This window comes from Pseudomonas sp. zfem001, from assembly GCF_032621725.1.
GTDB classification, from domain to species: domain Bacteria; phylum Pseudomonadota; class Gammaproteobacteria; order Pseudomonadales; family Pseudomonadaceae; genus Aquipseudomonas; species Aquipseudomonas sediminis.
Window position 1 is genome coordinate 292,914 of record NZ_JAVYJI010000002.1, and the last position, 22,405, is coordinate 315,318.

A 22,405-nucleotide genomic window follows, 5' to 3' on the forward strand; every position below is an offset into this window, starting at 1 on the left:
TCGCTCCACTGTTCTGCTATGGGGATATAGGCAGCATCCCAGACAGTTCAGAGCTGATCCTTGCATGGCAAGGGTTATGCCAGTGTGGCGAATTTCCGCCAGCCTGCCAGGGCTGGTAAAAAGCCTGTGATCTGGCGCACAGGTGGTGGCGGATAACCGCCATGTGCCAGCAGCTTTACAGCGGAAAACTGCCGGTGGCGGAGTGCGGCGCGTGGCCTGTTATCCTCTGCCGGTCGAATGAAGCCAGGAGTTTTCTGATGAGTTGGTCTGCCCAGCAATATTCTCTGTTCGAACGCCAGCGTACCCGCCCGGTACATGACCTGCTGGCGGCGGTGCCGCGCGATGCCGCCGAGCTGGCCGTCGACTTGGGCTGTGGCCCTGGAAACTCCACGGCCGTGTTGCAGGCGCATGTGCCCGAGGCGCGGGTGATCGGCATCGACAGCAGCGAGGATATGTTGCGCGCGGCACGTGAGCGTTTGCCGCAGGTCAGCTTCCAGTTGGCGGATATCCAGCACTGGCAGGCCGAAAGCGCCCCGCAGCTGATCCTCGCCAACGCCTCGCTGCAATGGCTGCCCGATCACGCCCAGCTATACCCGAGATTGCTGGCGCAGTTGGCACCTGGTGGCTGGTTGGCGATTCAGACGCCGGACAACCTGCAGGAACCCGCGCATCGCCTGGCTCGTGAAGTAGCGGCTGATAGGCCATGGGCTGCGCAGATCGGTGATGTTCGTCATGCCGAGCGGCACAGCGCGCAGACTTACTACGACATCCTTAGCACTCAGGCCAGTGAGCTGGATATTTGGCGTACCACCTATTTCCATGTGCTGGACAATGCTGCAGCGGTGGTTGAGTGGTTCAGATCCACTGCGTTGCTGCCATTCCTGCAGCCGTTGGATGCCGAGCAGCAGGCAGCTTTTCTCGAACGCTATCAGGCGGCGATCAGTGAAGCCTACCCGGCGCAGGCCGATGGTCGAGTGTTACTGCCGTTTCCACGGCTGTTCCTGATCGCGCGACGTTAGCGCAACAAGCTGTCGCGGCTAAAGCCCCTCCCACAAGTCACCATGAATCTGTGTGGGAGGGGCTTTASCCGCGACCCTTAAAAGAAAGCCCCCGCATCTGCGGGGGCTCTTCGTTTGCGGGGCTTCGCTTACTGCGCCAGGGCGACCAGTCCTGCCTGCTGCACCAGTTCCAGCAACGGCTGCGGGTACACGCCGAGGAAGAAGGCGAGCAGGGCCACCACCAGCAGCATGATACCGCCCGCACGCTGGCCCCAGTCGAAAGGCGCGTCGTGGCGATGCAGGTTGGGCTCGCGCATGAACAGGGTGACCATCACCCGCAGGTAATAGAACACGCCGATGGCGCTACCCAGCACCATGGCGCCGAGCAGCCACCACAGTTGCGCCTCGACGCCGGCAGCGATCACGTAGAACTTGCCGATAAAGCCTGCGGTCAGCGGAATGCCGGCCAGCGACAGCATCATCACCGTGAGCACGGCGGTCAGGTACGGACGGCGCCAGAACAGGCCACGGTACTCGTACAGCGCATCGGCATCGCGACCGCTGTAAGGGGTGGACATCAGGGTGATCACACCGAAGGCACCCAGGCTGGTCAGCACGTAGGTGGCCAGGTACACGCCCACGGCTTCCACCGCCAGGCCCTTGCTCGCCACCAATGCCACCAGCAGGTAACCGAAGTGAGCGATGGAGGAGTAACCCAGCAGGCGCTTGAGATTGTTCTGCAGCAGGGCCAGCAGGTTACCGACCAGGATTGAGGCGATGGCGATCAGGGTCAGCAGCTCGCTCAGCCAGCCGCCGCTCATGGCCGGGGATATCTGGTACAGGCGCAGCAGCACGGCGAACACCGCCACCTTGCTGGCAGTGGCCAGGAAGGCGGCCACCGGCGCAGGGGCACCTTCGTAGACGTCCGGCGTCCACAGGTGGAAGGGCACCAGCGACAGCTTGAAGGCCAGGCCAATGAGCATCATGCCGATGCCGATCTGCACCAACTGGCTGCTCTCGCGCATCAGGCTGGCGCCGATATCGGCGAAGGCCAGGTTGCCAGACTCGGCATACAGCAGCGCCATGCCGAACAACAGGAAGGCCGAACCAGCGGCCGACAGCACCATGTACTTGATGCCGGCCTCCAGCGAGCGCTTGTTGAAGAAGGCGTAGGCGATCATGCCGTAGGTCGGTACCGACAGCAGTTCCAGGCCAATGAACAGGCTGGCCAGGTGCTGCGCGCTGACCAGCACCAGACCACCGGCTGCGGACAGCAATACCAGCAGGTACAGCTCCTCGCGGTTGCCCGGATAGCCCTTGCCCGAATCACCGCCCAGGTAAGCATGGATCAGCGTGATGCAGGCCAGGCTGGCGGCCAATACCAGGGCCATATAGTAGCAGGCGAAGGTGTCGATCAGCAGCAGCGGGGTGACCTCTAGCGGCGCCACCTCCAGCGTTGGGATCAGCGACAGCAGCGCCAGGTTCAGGCCCACCACTGAAAGGATGAAGGTCACCGTGTGATTGCGCTTAGCGGCGATGGCCAGCATCACCACGACTGCGGTAAGGCTGGTCACCAGCAGCGGCAGCAGGGCGATCAGGTGTTGCAGGGTGAAGTCGACAGCGTGATGTTCCATGAGTCTCTAATCCTTACCCTTACCGGCCCGAGGCGAGTTGATCGAGGGCGCCAGCCATCCACTGCTGCACGCCGTGCATACTGGCAGCGGAGGTGTCGAGCACCGGTTGCGGGTAAACGCCAAGCAGAATCAGCAGCACGCCTAGGCCGAGCACCATGGCCAGCTCGCGCGGTTTGAGGCCGGGCAGCGGCGCGTCCTGTTGCACCGGGCCGAAGTAGGCGCGGTGAATCATCGCCAGGGCGTACACCGAGCCGAGCACCAGGCCGGTGGCAGCCAGCACCACGACCCAGGGTGCGCTGGGGAAGCTGCCGAGCAGAATGAGGAATTCACCCACGAAGTTGCCAGTGCCCGGCAAACCCAGAGCCGCAGCGGCGAAGAACAGGCTGATGGCCGGCAGCCAGGGCATGCGCGCCCAGATCCCGCCCATCTGGCGCAGGTCACGGGTGTGCACGCGCTCGTACAGTTGGCCGCAGAGGATGAACAGGGCAGCAGCGGACAGGCCGTGGGCGACCATCTGCACCACCGCACCTTGCAGGGCAATCTGGCTGCCCGAATAGATGGCGATCAGCACGAAGCCCATGTGCGAGACGCTGGAGTAGGCCACCAGGCGCTTGATATCGGTCTGCGCGAACGACAATAGCGCGCCATAGATGATGGCGAACACGCCGAGCCACTGGGCGATGGGTGCGAATTCGGCCGAAGCGTTGGGAAACAGCGGCAGGGCGAAGCGCAGCAGGCCGTAGGCGGCGGTTTTCAGCAGGATACCCGCCAAGTCCACCGAACCGGCGGTAGGCGCCTGGGCATGGGCATCCGGCAGCCAGGAGTGCACCGGCACCACCGGAAACTTCACCGCGAAGGCGATGAAGAAACCGAGCATCAGCAAGTATTCGGTGCCCGGCGCCAGTTCGGTCTTCAGCAGGTCGGCATAGTTGAAGCTGAGCACGCCGGTCTGGTTGAAGTGTACGAACACCAGGGCCAGGATCGACACCAGCATGATCAGGCCGCTGGCCTGGGTGAAGATGAAGAACTTGGTAGCGGCGGTGATACGGGTACGACCGTCGCTGCCACTATGACCCCAGAGCGCGATGAGGAAGTACATCGGCACCAGCATCATTTCCCAGAAGAAGAAGAACAGGAACAGGTCGACGGCGAGGAACACGCCGACCACGCCGCCGAGAATCCACATCAGGTTGAGGTGGAAGAAGCCGACGCGGTTCTGGATCTCGTTCCACGAGCAGAGCACCGAGAGCACACCGAGCAGGCCGGTGAGCACCACCATCAGCACCGACAGGCCGTCCATCGCCAGGTGGATGGTGATCCCCAGACGCGGGATCCAGTCGATGACGAACTCGTGGGCCCAGCGCGGGCCGCCGTCCGGGGCCGGCGCCAGGGTGAAGTCACCGCTGACCCATAGCCACAGACTCAGGCCGAACAGCAGGCCCATGGTGATCAGGGCGATCCAGCGCGGCAGGACGTGGCCGAAGCGCTCGCCTTGCCAGCACAGCAGGCCGCCGATGAAGGGAATCAGGATTAGCCAGGGCAGAATCATGACAGGCTGTTTTCCTTAACTCAGAAAGAGGATGGCGGCGAGCACCAGTACGGCGCCCCCGGCGATCGAAGCGGCGTACCAGCGCACCTGGCCGTTCTCGCTGCGTACCAGTGCGGCGTTGCCGCCACGCACGAGCAGCGGAATCAGGCCGATGCCGCGGTCGATGGGGTCGCGGCGCAGCAGATGACAGAGCGCAAGGTAGGGGCGCACGAACAGCTTGTCGTAGAGCCAATCGAAGCCCCAGGCGGCGAACCACAAGGCGCTCAACAGGCGGCCTGGCGCGCTCTGCGCCACGGCAGAGGCAACGCGGCGCCGGCCGAGGAAGAGCAGGGCGGCGATGACGATACCGCTCACCGCGATCAGCCCCGAGAGCAGTTCCAGGCTGTGCTTGGCCTCGCCACCGGCATGGCCGGCACTTTCCGGCAGCACGCCAGCCAGCGGCGGGGTGATCCAGGCGCCGATGAAGGTCGACAGCACGATCAGTACGATCAGCGGCAGGTTGTGGGCGATGCCATGACCAGCGTGCGCCTCGGTCTTCTGCTCGCCGTGGAAGGCGATGAAGATCAGGCGGAAGGTGTAGATCGAGGTCAGGAAGGCACCAACCAGGCCAGCGTAGAGAAGCTCGCTATGGCCGCTGGCGAAGGCCTCCCAGAGGATTTCATCCTTGGAGTAGAAGCCGGCGGTCAGCAGCGGCAGGGCGGCCAGCGCCGCGCCGCCTACGACGAAGCTGGCGTAGGCCAGCGGCAGCTTCTTCCACAGACCACCCATCTTGAAGATGTTCTGCTCGTGGTGGCAGGCGTGGATCACCGCACCGGAAGCGAGGAACAGCAGGGCCTTGAAGAAGGCGTGGGTCATCAGGTGGAAGATCGCCGCGTCCCAGGCGCCGACGCCGAGGGCGAGGAACATGTAGCCGATCTGGCTCATGGTCGAGTAGGCGAGGATGCGCTTGATGTCGGTCTGCACCAGTGCGGCGAAACCGGCCAGCACCAGGGTCACGCCGCCGACGATGCCGACCAGTTCGAGAATCTCCGGGGTCAGCAGGAACAGGCCGTGGGTACGGGCGATCAAGTAGACGCCCGCGGTCACCATGGTCGCCGCGTGGATCAGCGCCGACACCGGGGTCGGGCCGGCCATCGCGTCGGCCAGCCAGGTCTGCAGCGGCAATTGGGCGGATTTACCGACCGCGCCGCCCAGCAGCATCAGGGTGGCGACCCACAGCCAGGCGTCACCGGCCACGTATTTTTGCGGTGCCAGCACCATCAGCTCCTGAATATTCAGGGTGCCGAGGTTGATGAACAGCAGGAACATGCCGATCATCAGGAACACGTCGCCGACGCGGGTGACGATGAAGGCCTTGAGCGCTGCGTTACCGTTGGGTACGTGCTTGTAGTAGAAGCCGATCAGCAGGTACGAGCACAGGCCGACGCCTTCCCAGCCGAAGAACAGCACCAGCAGGTTGTCGCCTAATACCAGCAGCAACATGCTGAAGATGAACAGGTTGGTGTAGGCGAAGAAGCGCGAATAGCCTTCCTCGCCGCGCATGTACCAGCTGGCGAACAGGTGGATCAGGAAACCCACGCCGGTGACCACACCGAGCATGGTCGCCGACAGACCATCCAGATGCAGGGTGAAGCTCGGCGCCAGGCCTTCGACGCTCATCCACTGCCATAGGGTCAGGCTGTAGGTGCCGTCAGCCGGCGGATTGCCGAGAAAGGCGGCAATGACCCAGGCAGCGCTGGCGGCGGCCAGGCCGATGGAGCCGACACCGATCAGAGCACTGGTGTTTTCCGAGAAGCGTCCGCGCGAGAAGGCCAGCAGCAGCCAGCCGAGCAGCGGGAAAAATAGAGTCAGGGCTAGAAGGTTCATCCGCGCATCTCGCTGGCAGCGTCGATATCCAGGGTGTTGAAGCGGCGATACAGCTGCAGCAGGATCGCCAGGCCGATACTGGCCTCGGCGGCTGCCAGGGTGATCACCAGAATGAACATCACCTGGCCGTCAGCCGCGCCCCAACGGGCGCCGGCAACCACGAAGGCCAGTGCAGCAGCGTTCATCATCACTTCCAGGCTCATCAGGATGAACAGGATGTTGCGCCGCACCATCAGACCGACCAGGCCGATGCAGAACAGCACGCCGGCCAGGGCCAAGCCGTGTTCGAGTGGGATGCCGGTCATACGGTGGGCTCCTTGGCGTCATGGCGGCCCAGGTGGTAGGCAGCGACCAGTGCGGCGAGCAGCAGCATGGAAGCTAGCTCTACCGCCAGCAGGTAGGGGCCGAACAGGCTGATACCGACGGCCTTGGCTTCCACCGTGGTGTGGCCGATATGGGCGTCGCTGACATGATTCAGCAGCACATAGAGCAACTGGCCGAGCAGCAGCGCGCTGAGAATCGCCGGGCCGACCCAGATACCGGGCGTCAGCCACTTGCGCTCCTGCTCGGCGGCAGCCGGGCCAAGGTTGAGCATCATCACCACGAACACGAACAGCACCATGATGGCGCCGGCATAGACGATGATTTCCAGCGCACCGGCAAAGGGCGCACCGAGGGCGAAGAACACCATCGATACCGCCAAGAGCGAGACGATGAGATAGAGCAGGGCATGCACCGGGTTGGTATTGGTGACCACCCCGACCGTTGCTGCCACCGCCACACCGGCGGCGAAGTAAAACGCGAATTCCATCAGAAACTCCTAAGGCAGCAGGCTCTTCACGTTGATCGGCTCGGCCTCGTTCTGCGCGGCGCCCTTGGGCTTACCGGCGATGGCCATACCGGCAACGCGGTAGAAGTTGTAGTCCGGGTTCTTGCCGGGGCCGCTGATCAGCAGGTCTTCCTTCTCGTACACCAGATCCTGGCGCTTGAACTCGCCCATCTCGAAGTCGGGGGTGAGCTGGATTGCGGTGGTCGGGCAGGCTTCCTCGCACAGGCCGCAGAAGATGCAGCGCGAGAAGTTGATGCGGAAGAACTCCGGATACCAGCGACCGTCATCGGTCTCGGCTTTCTGCAGCGAGATGCAACCCACCGGGCAGGCCACGGCGCACAGGTTGCAGGCGACGCAGCGTTCCTCGCCGTCGGGGTCGCGGGTCAGGACGATGCGGCCACGGTAGCGCGGCGGCAGATAGACCTGTTCTTCCGGGTATTGCAGGGTGTCGCGCTTGCGAAAGCCATGGCTGAATACCATGGCCAGGCTGCGCAGTTGGGTGCCGGTACCGACCAGCACGTCCCAGATGTACTTGAACATTGCTTTTCTCCTTACTGGGCCGTGGCCAGCACGACGGCGCCGGTCACCAGCAGGTTGATCAGGGTCAGCGGCAGGCAGAACTTCCAGCTGAAGGCCATGACCTGGTCATAGCGCGGGCGTGGGATCGACGCGCGCAGTAGGATGAAGATCATGATGAAGAAGGCCGTTTTCAGCGCGAACCAGAAGAACGGAATCTGCGGAAGGATGCCGAACGGGCCGTGCCAGCCACCGAAGAACAGGGTTACCAGCAGGGCCGAAACGGTGACGATGGCCACGTACTCGCCAACGAAGAACATGCCCCATTTCATCCCGGCATATTCGATGTGGTAACCGTCGGCCAGCTCCTGCTCGGCTTCCGGCTGGTCGAACGGGTGACGGTGGGTCACCGCGACAGCAGCGATGAAGAAAGTACAGAAGCCGAAGAACTGCGGAATGATGAACCACAGGTTCTGCGCCTGGTAATCGACGATGTCGCGCATGTTGAACGAGCCAACCTGCGCCACCACGCCCATTAGAGCCAGGGCCAGGAACACCTCGTAGGACACCGTCTGCGCCGAAGCACGCAGGGCACCGAGCAGGGCGAACTTGTTGTTGCTTGCCCAGCCAGCGAACAGCACGGCATACACCGACAAGCCCGCCATGGCGAAGAAGAACAGGATGCCGATGTTCAAGTCCGCCACGCCCCAGTTCGGGGTGATGGGGATAATGGCGAAGGCCATCAGCATCGCCGAGAAGGCGATCATCGGCGCCAGGATGAAGATGAACTTGTCGGCGAACGGCGGCGTCCAGTCCTCCTTGAAGAACATCTTGATCATGTCGGCGGCGATCTGAAACATGCCGAACGGCCCCACACGGTTGGGGCCGTAGCGATCCTGCCACCAACCGAGCAGACGGCGTTCGACGAAGCTCAGCAGCGCGCCGCAGACCACCACCACCAGCAGGATGACGATGGCCTTGAGTACCGCGATGACGATCTCGATCAGTTCGGGCGTCAACCAGCTCATTGCGCGGCCTCCTGCAGCAGGGTCACGCTGGCGCCGGCGACTGTTGCCGGAATGCCCGGCAGGCCAACCGGCAGGCCGACCAGACCGACGGCCAGATCATCACGCACCTGCAGTGGCAGGCGCAGTGCCTGGCCATTGACGCGCAGGGCCAGCAGCGCACCGTCGTTCACGCCCAGGCGTGCCGCCTCATCACGGGCCAGGGCCACGTAGGGCTCGGGCATGCGTTCCTGGATCGGTTTGGCACGCGCGGAGTTTTCCTCGCTGCCGAACAGGTGGTGCAGCGGCGCCACCTGCCAGGTGCCAGCTGCCGGGTTGAACGCAGCATTGACGGCGAACCAGGGCAGGGCGCTACCGGCGGCTTCGAGCAGGCGCACGCCGGGGTCGCCGGCACGCAGATGACCACCGACCTCGTCCTGGAACTTGTTCCAGGCCTGCGGCGAGTTCCAGCCCGGCGACCAGGCAAACGGAATCTGCTGCCGATCTTCCTTGCTGCCGGCGTAGCCTTCCATGGAGAAGGCGAAGGCGCTGTCCTGATCCTGCGGCTGACGCGGCTCGTGCACGCTGATGTTGGCGCGCATGGCGGTGCGGCCGCTGTAGCGGTGCGGCTCGCGGGCGAGCTTGAGGCCTTTGATGCGGAACGAGGCGCTAGGCGCGGCGTCCTTGATCCCGGCCAACAGCGGGTTGCTGGCGGCGCAGGCTGCGGTGACCTGATCCAGTTGTGTCCAGTCTACTGCTTTGCCTTGCAGGGTGCTGTGCAGCGCGTGCAGCCAGCGCCAGCCTTCGCGGATCAGAATACCCGCGTCGTAGTAGCTCGGCTCGTAGACCTGGAAGAAGCGTTGGGCGCGGCCTTCGAGGCTGACCAGGGTGCCGTCGCCTTCGGCGAAGCTGGCCACCGGCAGCAGCAGGTGGGCGCGTTCGCTGGTGGCGGTGCGCTGGTGATCGGCGACGATCACTGTCTGTGCGGCGCTGAGCGCTGCATCGACCGTGGCGGCATCGGCGCGGCGGTACAGGTCGTTTTCCAGCACGATGACGGCATCGGCCTGGCCGTTGCTCAAGGTATCCAGCGCAGCATCGACGGACTCACCGCCCAGCAGTGCCAGGCCCAGGCTGTTGGCTTCGGGCACCACCAGGCTCAGCGAGCCGTTCTTCTCGCGGTTCTTCAGCGCGCTGGCGATATTGGCGGCGGCTTCGATCAAGGCCTTGTCGCCCAGCGAGGCGCCGGAGACGATCAGCGGGCGTTGGGCTGCCAGCAGGGCATCGGCGATGCGCTGTACCAGCGCTTGCGCCTCGGCTTCCAGACCGTCGACGGCCGGTGCGCTCGGGTCGATGGCGTGAGCCACGGCGAAACCGATGCGAGCCAGGTCGGCCGGGGCGGCCTGCACGCTTTCGGCGGCCACGTCGTCCAGGCGGGTTTCCGCGACGCTGGCGATAAACAGCGGGTGACGAGCATGCTGCGCAACGTTCTGCACGGCCGCCATGTGCCAATCCTGAATACGCGCACCGGCAGCGATCTCGGTGGCCTTGCCCTTGACCGCCTGGCGCAGGGCCAGGGCCATGCGTGCGGCGGTCTGGGTCAGGTCTTCACCAAGAACGAAGATGGCGTCGTGCAGCTCGACATCGCGCAGGGTCGGCGTCGGCAGTGGGCCGTTCTGCAGGATGTCGCGGATCAGGCGGATATTGGCCAGTTCGCTGGCGGCGATGCCGCTATAGAAGTTGCTGGCGCCCACCAGTTCGCGCAGAGCGAAGTTGGATTCCAGGCTGGCGCGCGGCGAGCCGATGCCGATCACACGCTTGCCCTTGAGCAACTCGGCGGCCTTGTCCAGCGCGGCATCGATGCCGATGGCCTGGCCAGCCAGCAGCGGCTGACGCGGGCGATCTGCATTGTTGACGTAGCCATAGCCGAAGCGGCCACGGTCACAGAGGAAGTACTGGTTCACCGAGCCGTTGAAGCGGTTCTCGATGCGGCGCAGTTCGCCGTAGCGCTCACCGGGGCTGATGTTGCAGCCGCTGGAGCAGCCGTGGCAGATGCTCGGGGCGAACTGCATGTCCCACTTGCGGTTGTAGCGCTCGGAGTGGGTCTTGTCGGTGAACACGCCGGTCGGGCAGACCTCGACCAGGTTGCCGGAGAACTCGCTTTCCAGCGTGCCGTCCTCGACGCGGCCGAAGTACACATTGTCATGCGCGCCGTAGACGCCCAGGTCGGTGCCGCCGGCGTAATCCTTGTAGTAGCGCACGCAGCGGTAGCAGGCGATGCAGCGGTTCATCTCGTGGGCGATAAACGGGCCCAACTCTTGGTTTTGATGAGTCCGCTTGGTAAAGCGGTAGCGCCGGGCGTTGTGCCCCGTCATCACCGTCATGTCCTGCAAGTGGCAGTGACCACCTTCCTCGCACACAGGGCAGTCGTGTGGGTGGTTGGTCATCAGCCATTCGACGACGCTGGCGCGGAACGCCTTGGACTCGTCGTCGTCGATGCTGATCCAGGTGTTGTCGGTGGCGGGCGTCATGCAGGACATGACGATACGACCACGGGTGTCGTTCTCGTCGTTGTACTGCTTGACCGCGCACTGGCGGCACGCACCGACGCTGCCAAGCGCCGGGTGCCAGCAGAAGTAGGGGATATCGAGTCCGAGGGACAGGCAGGCCTGCAGGAGGTTGTCTGCTCCATCGACTTCGAAATCTTTGCCGTCTACGTGGATAGTGGCCATTTCTTTAAGTCTTCGTTTACCCGCTGGTTAAAGCGGCTGGCTAAGGGAATTCGTCTGTTCAGCTCGCGGTTGCCGGCGTGCGGGGCGTACTCGCCACCTGGGCCACACCAGCCTCGAACTCTTCACGGAAATACTTGATGGCACTGCCCAACGGCTCCACGGCGCCTGGCGCATGCGCGCAGAAGGTCTTGCCCGGGCCGAGGAAGTTGACCAGGCCGAGCAGGGTCTGGATGTCTTCGGCGGTACCTTGCTTGCGTTCCAGGGCGCGGAGGATCTTCACGCTCCACGGCAGGCCATCGCGGCATGGCGTGCACCAGCCACAGGACTCGCGGGCGAAGAACTCTTCCATGTTGCGTAGCAGGGAAACCATATTGATCGAGTCGTCGACCGCAAGCGCCAGGCCGGTGCCCATACGCGTGCCGACCTTGCCGATGCCGCCGGCGTACATCTGCGCCTCGAGGTGCTCGGGCAGCAGGAAACCGGTACCGGCGCCGCCAGGCTGCCAGCACTTGAGCCTGTAGCCGTCGCGCATGCCGCCAGCGTAGTCCTCGAACAGCTCGCGGGCGGTGACGCCGAACGGCAGTTCCCACAGGCCGGGGTTCTTCACCTTGCCGGAGAAGCCCATCAGCTTGGTGCCGTGGTCTTCGCTGCCTGGGCGGGCGAGGCTCTTGTACCAGTCGACACCGCCCGAAATGATCGCGGGCACGTTGCATAGGGTTTCGACGTTGTTGACGCAGGTCGGCTTGCCCCAGACGCCGACGGCAGCCGGGAAGGGCGGCTTGGCGCGCGGGTTGGCGCGGCGGCCTTCCAGCGAGTTGATCAGCGCGGTTTCTTCGCCGCAGATGTAGCGGCCGGCGCCGGTGTGCACGAACAGCTCGAAATCGAAGCCGCTACCAAAGATGTTCTTGCCGAGCAGGCCGGCGGCCTTGGCTTCCTCGATGGCGCGGTTGAGGTTGGCCGCGGCGTCGACGTACTCGCCACGCAGGAAGATGTAGCCACGATAGGCCTTGAGCGCGCGCGCCGAGATCAGCATGCCTTCCACCAGCAGGTGGGGCAGCTGTTCCATCAACATGCGGTCTTTCCAGGTGTTGGGCTCCATTTCGTCCGCGTTGCACAGCAGGTAGCGGATGTTCATGGATTCGTCAGCCGGCATCAGGCCCCACTTCACACCCGTGGGGAAGCCTGCGCCGCCACGGCCCTTGAGGCCGGACTCCTTGACGGTCTGCACGATGTCGGCCTGGGCCATCTCGGTCAGTGCCTTGCGTGCAGCCGCGTAGCCGTTCTTCTGCTGGTATTCCTCCAGCCATACCGGCTGGGCGTCGTCACGCAGGCGCCAGGTCAGCGGATGGGTTTCTTCGCTGCGAGTGATGCGGTTGGCTGGGCCGATGGAGGTGAGGGTCTTCATTTGTAGGCCTCCAGCAGCTTGGCGACGCCGTCAGGTTGCACATCGCCGAAGGTGTCGTCGTCGATCATCAGCGCCGGGGCCTTGTCGCAGTTGCCTAGGCAGCACACCGGCAGCAGGGTGAAACGCTCATCGCTGGTGGTCTGGCCGAGGCCGATGCCAAGCTGCTTCTGCATCTCACTGACCACCGATTCATGGCCGCCGATGTAGCAGGTCATGCTGTCGCATACGCGAATCACGTGGCGGCCCACCGGCTGACGGAATATCTGGCTATAGAAGGTGGCCACGCCCTCGACGTCGCTGGCGGGAATGCCGAGGATCGCGCCAATGGCGTCAGCGGCGCCGTCAGGCACCCAGCCGCGGGCCTTCTGCACGATCTTCAGCGCTTCGATGCTGGCAGCGCGCGGGTCTTCGTAGTGGTGCATCTCGTGCTCGATGGCCGAGCGCTCGGTTTCGCTGAGAACGAAACGGTCTGTCTTGATAAGCGTATTCATGATCAGCGGTCCACGTCGGCCATGACGAAGTCGATACTGCCCAGGTAGGCGATCAGATCCGCCACCATGCTGCCGCGGATCACCGAAGGGATCTGCTGCAGGTGGGCGAAGCTGGGGGTGCGAATCCGGGTGCGGTAGCTCATGGTGCTGCCGTCGCTCGTCAGGTAGTAGCTGTTGATGCCCTTGGTCGCCTCGATCATCTGGAAGGCTTCGTTGGCCGGCATGACCGGGCCCCAGGAAACCTGCAGGAAGTGGGTGATCAGGGTTTCGATGTGCTGCAGCGTGCGCTCTTTCGGCGGCGGCGTGGTCAGCGGGTGGTCAGCCTTGTACGGGCCTTCCGGCATGTTCTTCAGGCACTGGTCGATGATGCGGATGCTCTGGCGCATCTCTTCCACGCGCACCATGCAGCGGTCGTAGGCATCGCCATTGGCCGCCAGCGGCACCTCGAACTCGAAGTGCTCGTAGCCGGAGTAGGGGCGCGCCTTACGCAGGTCGAAGTCGCAACCGGTGGCGCGCAGGCCGGCGCCGGTGGTGCCCCACTCGAGCGCTTCCTTGGTGTTGTACTGCGCCACACCGATGGTACGGGCCTTGAGGATACTGTTCTTCAGCGCGGCCTTCTCGTATTCGTCGAGGCGCTTGGGCAGCCAGTCGACGAATTCCTTGACCAGCTTGTCCCAACCGCGCGGCAGGTCATGGGCGACGCCGCCGATGCGGTACCAGGCCGGGTGCAGGCGGAAACCGGTGATGGCTTCGATCACCTTGTAGGCGCGCTGGCGGTCGGTGAAGGTGAAGAACACCGGCGTCATCGCACCGACGTCTTGGATGTAGGTGCCGAGGAACAGCAAGTGACTGGTGATGCGGAAGAACTCGGCGAGCATCACGCGGATGAAGTCGACACGGGCCGGCACCTTGATACCGGCGAGCTTTTCCACCGAGAGCACGTAGGGCAGGTTGTTCATCACCCCGCCGAGGTAGTCGATGCGGTCGGTGTAGGGGATGAAGCTGTGCCAGCTCTGCCGTTCGGCCATCTTCTCGGCGCCACGGTGGTGGTAGCCGATTTCCGGCACGCAATCGACGATCTCTTCGCCGTCGAGCTGCAGGATGATGCGGAAGGCGCCGTGGGCAGAGGGGTGGTTGGGGCCGAGGTTGAGGAACATGTAGTCCTCGTGCTCACCGCCGCGTTTCATGCCCCAGTCTTCGGGGCGGAAGCGCGCTGCCTCTTCCTCGAGCTGCTGCTTGGCCAGGGTCAGGCTGAACGGATCGAATTCAGTGGCGCGCGCCGGGTAGTCCTTGCGCAGCGGGTGACCTTCCCAGGTCGGCGGCATCATGATCCGGCTCAGGTGCGGGTGGCCGGTGAAGGTGATGCCGTACAGATCCCAGACTTCGCGCTCGTACCAGTTGGCGTTGGGCCAGATGCCGGTGGCGGTAGGCAGGTTGAGGTCGCGCTCGGACAAGGCGACCTTGATCATTACGTCACTATTACGCTCCAGCGACATCAGGTGATAGAACACCGTGAAGTCGGCGTCCGGCAGGCCGCGGCGCTGGGTACGCAGGCGTTCGTCGACGCCGTGCAGGTCATAGAGCATCACGTAGGGGCGCGGCAGGTTGCGTAGGCAGGTGAGCACTTCGATGAGGCGCTCACGGGCGACCCAGAGAACCGGCATGCCGGTGCGGGTCGCTTGCAGGGTGAAACTGTCGTCGCCAAAACGGGCGCGCAGTTCGGCGACGACGTCCTGGTCGTCAGCCTTGTAAGGCGGTATGGACACAACGGTGTCTTGAGTCATGGTCTCGGTCGCTGTCGATCAACGTAGAAAGTGGGCATGACGCTTGCGCAGGCAAGCATCGGCTCAGACTTCGTCGGGGCTACGCAGGTTGGTAACGGCGATTCGCTGCTCGCGGCGCTGTTCCTTCTGCGAAGGCATTTCGGCACGGTAGATGCCTTGATCGCCAACGACCCAGGATAGCGGGCGGCGCTCCTGGCCGATGGATTCCTGCAGCAGCATCAAGCCTTGCAGGAACGCCTCGGGACGGGGCGGGCAGCCGGGAATGTAGACGTCCACGGGGAGGAACTTGTCCACGCCCTGAACGACCGAGTAGATGTCGTACATGCCGCCGGAATTGGCGCATGAACCCATGGAGATGACCCACTTGGGCTCCAGCATCTGCTCATAGAGGCGCTGGATGACCGGCGCCATCTTGATGAAGCAGGTGCCGGCGATGACCATGAAGTCGGCCTGGCGGGGTGATGCGCGAATGACTTCCGCACCGAAACGCGCCACGTCATGCGGGGCGGTGAAGGCGGTGGTCATTTCCACATAGCAGCAGGACAGGCCGAAGTTGTACGGCCACAAGGAATTCTTGCGCCCCCAGTTGACCGCGCCGTTAAGCACGTCCGAGAGCTTGCCCATGTAGATGTTCTTGTGAACCTGATCCTCTAGCAGCGGGTCGGAAACGACCTCCCGCTGGCCGATCGGATACGCCTCGTTGGGCGCATTCGGGTCGACCCGAGTAAGTTTGTATTGCATCGCCAAAGCCTCATTGTTTTAGCTTCGCCTGCCGTTCACGACGTCCCTGCGGTGCCCAATCGAGCGCGCCGATACGCCAAAGATAGACAAGACCTGCCAACAGAATTGCTATGAAAACTGTAGCTTCGATCAGGCCCGCCCAGCCGCTTTCGCGCACCGAGACTGCCCAAGCGAAGAGATAGAGGGCTTCAACGTCGAAGATCACGAAGAGCATCGCGACCAGATAGAACTTGGCTGACAGGCGCAGGCGCGCGCTGCCGGTGGGAAGCATGCCCGACTCGAAGGGTTCGTTCTTGCTGCGCCCCCAGGCCTTGCTGCCGAGCAGGCTGGAAACGCCGAGCATGAAGGCGATGAGCCCGCAGACACCCAGCAAGAAAACAGCGAAAGCCCAGTTCTGGGACATGGTCGTTACCGCATCAGGCATGCCGGTACTCCTTGAATTAAGGAACGGCTTTTAATCTATTTAGCGACCAGACACCGTCGAGGGCGTTGGCGCGAAGTGTGTATACAATACTATGTGCAGACCAACTGTAAGTAAATTTTTCAGAGAAAAATTATTCCTGAAATTCGATCATTTCTGATTGATTTGTCGCATCGGTGTAATTCTGAAGCGAGCCGTGTGGGCTGGCGTTTCAGGACTATAGCTGATGACTCTGCTCTGGCAATTCCAAGGCGCATTCATCCGGCTAATTTGCCTCATTTCGCAGCGTGATTGCCCTCAGCGAGATGAGCAATTCGCTGCCACTTTGGTGTTAAGGCGAAAGCATCGAATGGCTTGCTGGATTCTCAAAGCGCATAGCCGGCGGCATGGCTTATCACTAAACGTTATTCATCTCCAGGTGCTGTCCAACTGATCTTGTACTAGCGTGCATGAATCGCCCCACGGCGATGCGCAGTTGATCGAGCAGTGCCCACCATCCGCTGGGTCTGCGATGTTGCCCTGCCTGGGTATGCCGACCCTTCGTACGAATAACAATATGAGGGGTTTTGCCATGCCTGTTGTCCAGTCGTTGCCGCGTATTGTCCCAGCCGTTCTGTTGCTAGCCCTGAGCGCGCCTGCCAGCGCGGAATTGGGTGATTACAATTTCTGGCAGAGCTTGAGCAATCTGGTGTCGCCGCCCAGGGCCGACAATCCGGTGACGCCTGCGCAGCGTGTCGGACCCTACCCGTTGTTGGCTAACCCGAGTGGTTTCAACAGCGGCTTCAATCCCGGCAATTACTACGGTTGGCAAACGATTCAGATGGCGCCGCAGACCGGTGCGGTGTGCGGCAATGGCTCGCCATACAAGTTCTTCATCAATCGCGTGCCGAACACGCGCAATACCATCGTTTACCTGGAGGGCGGTGGTGCCTGCTGGGACTACGCCAGTTGCAGCGGGCAAAGTGGCATACGTGGTGCGCGCAATCCGGATGGGATTGCCAATGACTACATGTCGCTGCTCAATCCGGGCGCAAGTCTGGTCAGCCCCTTCGTCGTGCGTCTGCACCCCTGGACGCGCGTCAAGACGCAGAACTGGAACATGGTCTACGTGCCGTATTGCACGGGCGATATCTACTCCGGCGACAAGGTGGCGATCTACGAAGACCCGCAAGGGGCAAATCCGCCGTTGGTATGGCACCACAACGGCTTGCGTAACATGCGCGCGGTGGCCGGGTGGCTGAAGGACAACCTGCCACGACCGACGCAGATGCTCACCACGGGGTGCAGTGCAGGCGGCGCCGGCAGCCTGACCAACTACGCCAATCTGCGCCAGGACATCGCGCCGGATCGTGGTTATCTGATCAATGATTCCGGGCCGGTGTATACCGCCTTGGCTGGCGATAATCAGGTGTACCCCTCTTATCCGCTGCAGACCCTGATCCGTCAGGCTTGGGGCCTCGATGCCGCTCAGGGGCCGTTGCAGTACCTGCAGGCGCGTCTGCCGGGCTTCAACAGCAACGACCTGGGCAGCCTGTATCCGGCGCTTTCAAGCAATCTGCCGGGTGATCGCATGGGGCATACGCATTTCTGGCAGGACCTGAACTATTCATCCTATTCCTATGAGCGCTTCTACCCGGAGATCGTCAATGCGCCGAACCAGGCTGCCAAGGAGGCCCTGATCAAGCAGCGCTGGGCGACGGACACCACGCGTCTGCGCAGCCAACTGGCCAGCCTGGGTAATGTCGGTGGTTATTTCCCGCAGTTCCGTAACGTCAACGAAAGCCATTGCACCAGCATCATCGAGTTCGCCAACTCCGATATCCAGGAGCAGAATCTGCAGTTGGACAACTTCGTCAGCAGCGTTCTCGATGGCAGTGGACAGGTACTGGATGCTTCGGAAAGCAGTGATATGGCTGACCGCAACAAACCCTTCAATCTGCTTTATTACCTGCTGGACCAGATGCTCTGAACAGGGGTTGAACCAACGCGGCGACAACTTGGGTTGTCGCCGCGTTCAGCTGTTGGGAGCTTGTCGGTAATTGCGCTCGCGGGCCTCTTGCAGGCGTTGTCGTAGATATTGGTCGCGTGTGAGTCCATCGGGAATGTTCTGCAGTTCGAGCACCTCCTCGACGATGCGTTTTTCCTCGGCCTTGTAGCGCTCGAAGTTGGGGTCAGGCTGCTGCTCCAGCCTGGCTTCGCGCTCTGCGCTGATGACCTGATAGCGTTTGATCAGCGCTTCGGCGCGTGTTTTCTGCTCAGCTTCGTCCTCGCTGACGGCCTTGATCAGGGCAATCTGCAGCAGCAGGGTCTCGCTCAATGCAAGCTCGCCTCGCTGCTCCATCGCATCGAGCCCTTTGCTCAGGTCCTCCGCCTGTGCTTCGCGCTTTTCGGCGTCGAGCTGTTTTGCGTGCTCGATGAAGTCTCTATAGCGCTGATGAAATCCCAGGCGTTGTTCCTGTTGCTGGATTTCCGGGCGGGCCAGCAGTTGCAGCTGCTCCGTGCTGAGGGGCGACGATGCAGGCGTCGGGCTGGCTTGCGCGGCTTGAGGTGTCGGCAGCTGCTCCGGCTCGAGGCTGAGGCGTTCTTCAATGGCGGGGAGTTGCCAGTACCAGGTCAGGGTCGCGCTGCCGATCAGAAGGCAGCTGCCCAATAGCAGGGCGTAACGAGGCGAGGGCATAGGCAGGTTCCAGGAGGCGTCATTTGAGCTTAGGAGCTGAAAAACCGGTTTGCCTGGACAATAAACGCAGACGAAAAAAAGCCCCGGCAAGCCGGGGCGGATTAGGCAAACAGGCTGCTGCGGATGCGTGGTCCGCAGCAGGTGAACCGTTCTTAGTGGAACTGGTTCATGGTGTTGTCTTTACCGCTCGCCTTCAGAGCAGCTTCGCCAGCGAAGTACTCCTTGTGGTTGTCGCCGATGTCGGAGCCAGCCATGTTCTGGTGCTTGACGCAGGCGATACCCTGACGCAGTTCCTGACGCTGAACACCTTTCACGTAGGCCAGCATGCCCTGGTCGGCGAAGTAGCCTTTAGCCAGGTTGTCAGTCGACAGAGCTGCGGTGTGGTAGGTCGGCAGGGTGATCAGGTGGTGGAAGATGCCAGCCTGAGCCGAACCGTCGCGCTGGAAGGTGCGGATCTTCTCGTCGGCAACCTGGGCCAGTTCGGTTTCGTCGTACTCGACGCTCATCAGTTTGGCGCGGTCGTAGGCGGAAACATCCTTGCCTTCGGCGACCATGGCGTCGAACACCTGCTGACGGAAGTTCAGGGTCCAGTTGAAGGACGGGCTGTTGTTGTAAACCAGCTTGGCATTCGGGATGGTCTTACGGATTTCGTTGACCATGGCCGCGATCTGGCCAACGTGCGGCTTCTCGGTTTCGATCCACAGCAGGTCGGCACCGTTCTGCAGGCTGGTGATGCAGTCCAGTACGCAGCGCGCTTCGCCGGTGCCAGCACGGAACTGGAACAGGTTGGACGGCAGACGCTTCGGACGCAGCAGCTTGCCGCCGCGGTTGATCACGACGTCGCCATTGCCCAGGTCGGCAGCGGACACTTCTTCGCAATCGAGGAAGCTGTTGTACAGATCGCCCAGGTCGCCCGGCTCATTGGTTACGGCGATCTGCTTGGTCAGGCCGGCACCCAGGGAGTCGGTACGGGCAACGATCACGCCGTTGTCGATGCCCAGCTCGAGGAAGGCGTAGCGAACGGCAGCGATCTTGGCGAGGAAATCAGCGTGAGGAACGGTCACTTTGCCGTCCTGGTGGCCGCACTGCTTCTCGTCGGAAACCTGGTTCTCGATCTGGATGCAGCAAGCACCGGCTTCGATCATGCGCTTGGCCAGCAGGTAGGTAGCTTCCGGGTTGCCGAAACCGGCGTCGATGTCGGCAATGATCGGCACGATGTGAGTTTCGTGGTTGTCGATCTGGTTCTGGATCTCGGCAGCCTTGGCCTGGTCGCCAGCTGCGCGAGCCGCGTCCAGGGCGGTGAACAGCAGGTCCAGTTCGCGGCTGTCGGCTTGACGCAGGAAGGTGTACAGCTCTTCGATCAGGTCGGAGACGGCGGTTTTCTCGTGCATTGACTGATCCGGCAGCGGGCCGAAGTCAGAGCGCAGAGCAGCAACCATCCAGCCGGACAGGTAGAGGTAGCGCTTGTTGGTGGTCTTCAGGTGCTTCTTGATCGAGATCAGCTTCTGCTGACCGATGAAGCCGTGCCAGCAACCCAGCGACTGGGTGTAGACGGAGGAGTCGGCGTCGTACTCTTCCATGTCCTTGCGCATGATGTCAGCAGTGTACTGAGCGATTTCCAGACCGGTCTTGAAGCGGTTCTGAGCGCGCATACGGGCGACGGACTCGGGGTTGATAGCGCTCCAGCTGCTGCCGAACTTCTCTTTCAGAGCGGCTACAGCCTTGATGTCGTTTTGATATGCGGACATGGTCAATCCTTCAAAAAATGTGTTGGTTGAGCACCGACTACCCACGCAATGCGTGCACGGATGCAGCGGCTGCGGGAGGCTTCCACTTTGACGGCGAGAATACGGCTGGGGCGAGGATTGACCGCGAGGACGGGGGGATGTGGCGAGCATTTCGAGAACGTCGCGTTTGCCGGTTGGCTCGTGGAAACCTTGGGCACCTGCTGGGTTTTCGATCTGTCTGACGCTAAACGCTTCCCCGTCCCTCAGGACAACTTCGTTCCAGTCGCAACCTCGTCGTACGGCCTTGTGGGCTGTTGGGACACGGACCGTCGCGAAGTACTTCGCGGGCGGTCTGGAGATCCTTTTCAGGACCCCTGGCTAGCGGGAGCGAGGCCATCATGCCTCTGGGAAAATGCTTCGTCAAACGTTTTGTAGTGGTTTTTTAAAACTACTACATATTCAGTCGGCGACTGCCCGGTCACGCTGTGCAGCCCATGGGGTGGGCGTTTCAGGCATTTCGCGGGTTGCGTGAGTTGACCATGGTGCTTGCGAGGGAAAGGGATGCGACTTTGGTCGGGGGGTCAGTCGATCGCTTCGACCTTCAGGCGCAGCGACATGTCCTCGCGGCCCTGGGTGGTGTGTCGACGCAACACGTCACGGCCGCTGGAGCTGGTTTCCTCGCTGACGCCGCCCAAGGTAATCCACTCGCCGAGACGACCGCTGACGCGCGTGTCGGTGCTTTGCACGTCAATCACGCCGGGGCGGCTGTTGCTGACGCGATCGCGCTGGCTGCTGATGGCAACGTGGACGAGTTCGCCAGAGAGGCTGGCTGTCACGTAGAAACCTCGCGTCACGTCGCGATACTGGGTGTCCTGGTAAACCTGGCCGTACGGGCCGGTACTGGTGGTGGTCAGCGGCACACTCTGGCCGACCTGAATCAGTGCCGGATAACCTTCGGTTGCCTGTACCTGCTGGGTGCCACCACCACGGCTGTCGGTGCTGCGGCGGATGATGCGCACCTGATCGCGGCCGTTCACTTCGCCGCGGCCGACCTGAACCTCGGCATTGCCGGCGCTGAGGGTGCCGTCGACGCGATAGCCGCGGTCGTTCTGGTAATTGCTGTCAGCGCTTTCCACGGTGATCAGCAGGCGCCGCGGGCGGGTGTCGAGTTGCTGCAGCAGGACACGCACCTCGCCGATCTTCGCTGGTGATGCATTGACGATCAGTTGGTTGCCATAGGCGCTGACCTTGCCCTCGTTGCCGAGCATTGATTGCACCACGCCGAGCATGTCATCGGCGGTGCGGTAATTCAGCGGGATTACCTCGGTGGCCGCTTGCAGTGGCAGGCACAGGCCGAGAAGCAGGGCGGCGAACAGCGTGCGCAGGGTCATAGCAGAAAGCTCCGCAGGTCAGGGTCGGTGATGCTGGTGTCCCAGGCCTGATCGAACTGGGCCTGGCGTTGGCGCACTCGCGCCGGGTCGTTGTACAGGGTGTAGCCGGATTGTTGATCGAGTTCAGGCCGCAGGAACAGGCCTCTGTCATCGGCAATCAGGTAGGCCAGCTCCTCGTTGGCGTAGTCCGGGTTGAGCTTGCGGATATGCAGGTTGGAGGACAGTCGGCGTGACAGCGCGAGCAGACGATGGCCTTCCTTCACGGCGCGAGTCGGGTCGCGCAGCAGGATACGCAGGCGCGCTCGTGGGCTGCTCAGCAGGAACCGGGTGCAGGCCTGCTGCACACTGCTGTGGTGATAGAGCCAGGGATCCAGGTCGTCGCTGTACAGGCACAGGCTGCGCTGGGCCTGTTGGATCAACGCCAGGATGTGGGCGCGAGCCTGCTGTGGCTGGCTGAAGCGCTCCAGGCGCTCGTGCTGGCCGAGTGTGAACGGGGCCGGCTCCCATTGCGGCGCATCTGGCGTGACGGGGGCGGGGTTGTGCACAGCAAAACGCCCCGGCGACTCGAATTCGATGGCCGCCAGCTCAATGGGATCTGGCGTATCGATCGGTTCGACCGGGGCGTCTTTGTCGTTCATCGTGC

19 protein-coding genes are annotated in these 22,405 nt (G+C 62.7%); 2 read left to right on the forward strand and 17 right to left on the reverse strand.

Going from position 1 to position 22,405, the window contains the following annotated elements:
- Nucleotides 1-257 precede the first annotated feature (257 nt).
- On the forward strand, nucleotides 258-1,019 hold the full coding sequence (gene tam / locus RTH74_RS09320; protein WP_316914484.1) for a trans-aconitate 2-methyltransferase: 762 nt from the start codon (nucleotides 258-260) through the stop codon (nucleotides 1,017-1,019).
- 128 nt (nucleotides 1,020-1,147) lie between these two features.
- Here tam and nuoN read toward each other — a convergent pair whose 3' ends face one another.
- The 13 genes from nuoN to RTH74_RS09385 form a co-directional block, all read right to left on the reverse strand.
- Nucleotides 1,148-2,632: an NADH-quinone oxidoreductase subunit NuoN gene (gene nuoN / locus RTH74_RS09325; protein WP_143503842.1), complete on the reverse strand. Its 1,485-nt coding sequence runs from the start codon at nucleotides 2,630-2,632 to the stop codon at nucleotides 1,148-1,150.
- 19 nt (nucleotides 2,633-2,651) lie between these two features.
- The gene (gene nuoM, locus RTH74_RS09330; RefSeq protein ID WP_316914485.1) at nucleotides 2,652-4,181 is read right to left on the reverse strand and encodes an NADH-quinone oxidoreductase subunit M; all 1,530 of its coding nucleotides are present in this window, start codon (nucleotides 4,179-4,181) and stop codon (nucleotides 2,652-2,654) included.
- A gap of 15 nt (nucleotides 4,182-4,196) precedes the next feature.
- On the reverse strand, nucleotides 4,197-6,047 hold the full coding sequence (nuoL, locus tag RTH74_RS09335) for an NADH-quinone oxidoreductase subunit L (RefSeq protein WP_316914486.1): 1,851 nt from the start codon (nucleotides 6,045-6,047) through the stop codon (nucleotides 4,197-4,199).
- Nucleotides 6,044-6,352, reverse strand: a complete 309-nt coding sequence (gene nuoK, locus RTH74_RS09340; protein WP_003460477.1) for an NADH-quinone oxidoreductase subunit NuoK — start codon at nucleotides 6,350-6,352, stop codon at nucleotides 6,044-6,046. Before nuoK ends, nuoL begins: the two co-directional genes overlap by 4 nt.
- Nucleotides 6,349-6,858, reverse strand: a complete 510-nt coding sequence (nuoJ, locus tag RTH74_RS09345) for an NADH-quinone oxidoreductase subunit J (protein WP_041979356.1) — start codon at nucleotides 6,856-6,858, stop codon at nucleotides 6,349-6,351. The genes nuoK and nuoJ overlap by 4 nt, the downstream gene beginning before the upstream one ends.
- A 9-nt stretch (nucleotides 6,859-6,867) precedes the next feature.
- Nucleotides 6,868-7,416, reverse strand: a complete 549-nt coding sequence (gene nuoI, locus RTH74_RS09350; protein WP_003460474.1) for an NADH-quinone oxidoreductase subunit NuoI — start codon at nucleotides 7,414-7,416, stop codon at nucleotides 6,868-6,870.
- An 11-nt stretch (nucleotides 7,417-7,427) separates the two neighbouring features.
- Complete coding sequence (gene nuoH / locus RTH74_RS09355) at nucleotides 7,428-8,420, reverse strand: NADH-quinone oxidoreductase subunit NuoH (RefSeq protein WP_099523903.1); 993 nt, start codon at nucleotides 8,418-8,420, stop codon at nucleotides 7,428-7,430.
- The gene (gene nuoG, locus RTH74_RS09360; protein WP_316914487.1) at nucleotides 8,417-11,125 is read right to left on the reverse strand and encodes an NADH-quinone oxidoreductase subunit NuoG; all 2,709 of its coding nucleotides are present in this window, start codon (nucleotides 11,123-11,125) and stop codon (nucleotides 8,417-8,419) included. The genes nuoH and nuoG overlap by 4 nt, the downstream gene beginning before the upstream one ends.
- A gap of 58 nt (nucleotides 11,126-11,183) precedes the next feature.
- Nucleotides 11,184-12,530 carry an NADH-quinone oxidoreductase subunit NuoF gene (gene nuoF / locus RTH74_RS09365; RefSeq protein ID WP_316914488.1) on the reverse strand — a complete coding sequence of 449 codons (1,347 nt, stop codon included), beginning with the start codon at nucleotides 12,528-12,530 and terminating at the stop codon, nucleotides 11,184-11,186.
- Nucleotides 12,527-13,021, reverse strand: coding sequence for an NADH-quinone oxidoreductase subunit NuoE (gene nuoE / locus RTH74_RS09370; RefSeq protein ID WP_420713148.1), 495 nt, complete (start codon nucleotides 13,019-13,021; stop codon nucleotides 12,527-12,529). The genes nuoF and nuoE overlap by 4 nt, the downstream gene beginning before the upstream one ends.
- A 2-nt stretch (nucleotides 13,022-13,023) precedes the next feature.
- A complete protein-coding gene (gene nuoC / locus RTH74_RS09375) occupies nucleotides 13,024-14,805 on the reverse strand; it encodes an NADH-quinone oxidoreductase subunit C/D (protein WP_316914489.1) in 1,782 nt (593 codons plus the stop codon).
- A 63-nt stretch (nucleotides 14,806-14,868) separates the two neighbouring features.
- Entirely contained in the window at nucleotides 14,869-15,546 is a 678-nt protein-coding gene (locus tag RTH74_RS09380; RefSeq protein ID WP_013715478.1) for a NuoB/complex I 20 kDa subunit family protein, read from the reverse strand.
- A gap of 10 nt (nucleotides 15,547-15,556) precedes the next feature.
- Nucleotides 15,557-15,970 (reverse strand): NADH-quinone oxidoreductase subunit A, encoded by a 414-nt coding sequence (locus RTH74_RS09385; RefSeq protein ID WP_037055877.1) that lies wholly within the window; start codon nucleotides 15,968-15,970, stop codon nucleotides 15,557-15,559.
- A 568-nt stretch (nucleotides 15,971-16,538) separates the two neighbouring features.
- Here RTH74_RS09385 and RTH74_RS09390 point away from each other — a divergent pair.
- Nucleotides 16,539-17,936, forward strand: a complete 1,398-nt coding sequence (locus RTH74_RS09390) for a pectin acetylesterase-family hydrolase (RefSeq protein WP_316914490.1) — start codon at nucleotides 16,539-16,541, stop codon at nucleotides 17,934-17,936.
- A 45-nt stretch (nucleotides 17,937-17,981) separates the two neighbouring features.
- Here the strand turns inward: RTH74_RS09390 and RTH74_RS09395 are convergent, their stop codons facing one another.
- From RTH74_RS09395 to RTH74_RS09410, 4 genes are all read right to left on the reverse strand, one after another.
- Nucleotides 17,982-18,644 (reverse strand): hypothetical protein, encoded by a 663-nt coding sequence (locus tag RTH74_RS09395; protein WP_316914491.1) that lies wholly within the window; start codon nucleotides 18,642-18,644, stop codon nucleotides 17,982-17,984.
- Nucleotides 18,645-18,796: 152 nt separating this feature from the next.
- Nucleotides 18,797-20,392 carry an isocitrate lyase gene (locus tag RTH74_RS09400; protein ID WP_074678646.1) on the reverse strand — a complete coding sequence of 532 codons (1,596 nt, stop codon included), beginning with the start codon at nucleotides 20,390-20,392 and terminating at the stop codon, nucleotides 18,797-18,799.
- Between the two features lie 560 nt (nucleotides 20,393-20,952).
- Entirely contained in the window at nucleotides 20,953-21,762 is an 810-nt protein-coding gene (locus tag RTH74_RS09405; RefSeq protein ID WP_316914492.1) for a secretin N-terminal domain-containing protein, read from the reverse strand.
- Nucleotides 21,759-22,400, reverse strand: a complete 642-nt coding sequence (locus RTH74_RS09410) for a histone acetyltransferase HPA2 (RefSeq protein ID WP_316914493.1) — start codon at nucleotides 22,398-22,400, stop codon at nucleotides 21,759-21,761. The genes RTH74_RS09405 and RTH74_RS09410 overlap by 4 nt, the downstream gene beginning before the upstream one ends.
- Between the last annotated feature and the right edge of the window lie 5 nt (nucleotides 22,401-22,405).

Bases quoted from the DNA above. Each gene is read 5' to 3' on its own strand.
- tam (WP_316914484.1), top strand. From the start codon at position 258: ATGAGTTGGTCTGCCCAGCAATATTCTCTGTTCGAACGCCAGCGTACC.
- nuoN (WP_143503842.1), bottom strand. From the start codon at position 2,632: ATGGAACATCACGCTGTCGACTTCACCCTGCAACACCTGATCGCCCTG.
- nuoM (WP_316914485.1), bottom strand. From the start codon at position 4,181: ATGATTCTGCCCTGGCTAATCCTGATTCCCTTCATCGGCGGCCTGCTG.
- nuoL (WP_316914486.1), bottom strand. From the start codon at position 6,047: ATGAACCTTCTAGCCCTGACTCTATTTTTCCCGCTGCTCGGCTGGCTG.
- nuoK (WP_003460477.1), bottom strand. From the start codon at position 6,352: ATGACCGGCATCCCACTCGAACACGGCTTGGCCCTGGCCGGCGTGCTG.
- nuoJ (WP_041979356.1), bottom strand. From the start codon at position 6,858: ATGGAATTCGCGTTTTACTTCGCCGCCGGTGTGGCGGTGGCAGCAACG.
- nuoI (WP_003460474.1), bottom strand. From the start codon at position 7,416: ATGTTCAAGTACATCTGGGACGTGCTGGTCGGTACCGGCACCCAACTG.
- nuoH (WP_099523903.1), bottom strand. From the start codon at position 8,420: ATGAGCTGGTTGACGCCCGAACTGATCGAGATCGTCATCGCGGTACTC.
- nuoG (WP_316914487.1), bottom strand. From the start codon at position 11,125: ATGGCCACTATCCACGTAGACGGCAAAGATTTCGAAGTCGATGGAGCA.
- nuoF (WP_316914488.1), bottom strand. From the start codon at position 12,530: ATGAAGACCCTCACCTCCATCGGCCCAGCCAACCGCATCACTCGCAGC.
- nuoE (WP_420713148.1), bottom strand. From the start codon at position 13,021: ATGAATACGCTTATCAAGACAGACCGTTTCGTTCTCAGCGAAACCGAG.
- nuoC (WP_316914489.1), bottom strand. From the start codon at position 14,805: ATGACTCAAGACACCGTTGTGTCCATACCGCCTTACAAGGCTGACGAC.
- RTH74_RS09380 (WP_013715478.1), bottom strand. From the start codon at position 15,546: ATGCAATACAAACTTACTCGGGTCGACCCGAATGCGCCCAACGAGGCG.
- RTH74_RS09385 (WP_037055877.1), bottom strand. From the start codon at position 15,970: ATGCCTGATGCGGTAACGACCATGTCCCAGAACTGGGCTTTCGCTGTT.
- RTH74_RS09390 (WP_316914490.1), top strand. From the start codon at position 16,539: ATGCCTGTTGTCCAGTCGTTGCCGCGTATTGTCCCAGCCGTTCTGTTG.
- RTH74_RS09395 (WP_316914491.1), bottom strand. From the start codon at position 18,644: ATGCCCTCGCCTCGTTACGCCCTGCTATTGGGCAGCTGCCTTCTGATC.
- RTH74_RS09400 (WP_074678646.1), bottom strand. From the start codon at position 20,392: ATGTCCGCATATCAAAACGACATCAAGGCTGTAGCCGCTCTGAAAGAG.
- RTH74_RS09405 (WP_316914492.1), bottom strand. From the start codon at position 21,762: ATGACCCTGCGCACGCTGTTCGCCGCCCTGCTTCTCGGCCTGTGCCTG.
- RTH74_RS09410 (WP_316914493.1), bottom strand. From the start codon at position 22,400: ATGAACGACAAAGACGCCCCGGTCGAACCGATCGATACGCCAGATCCC.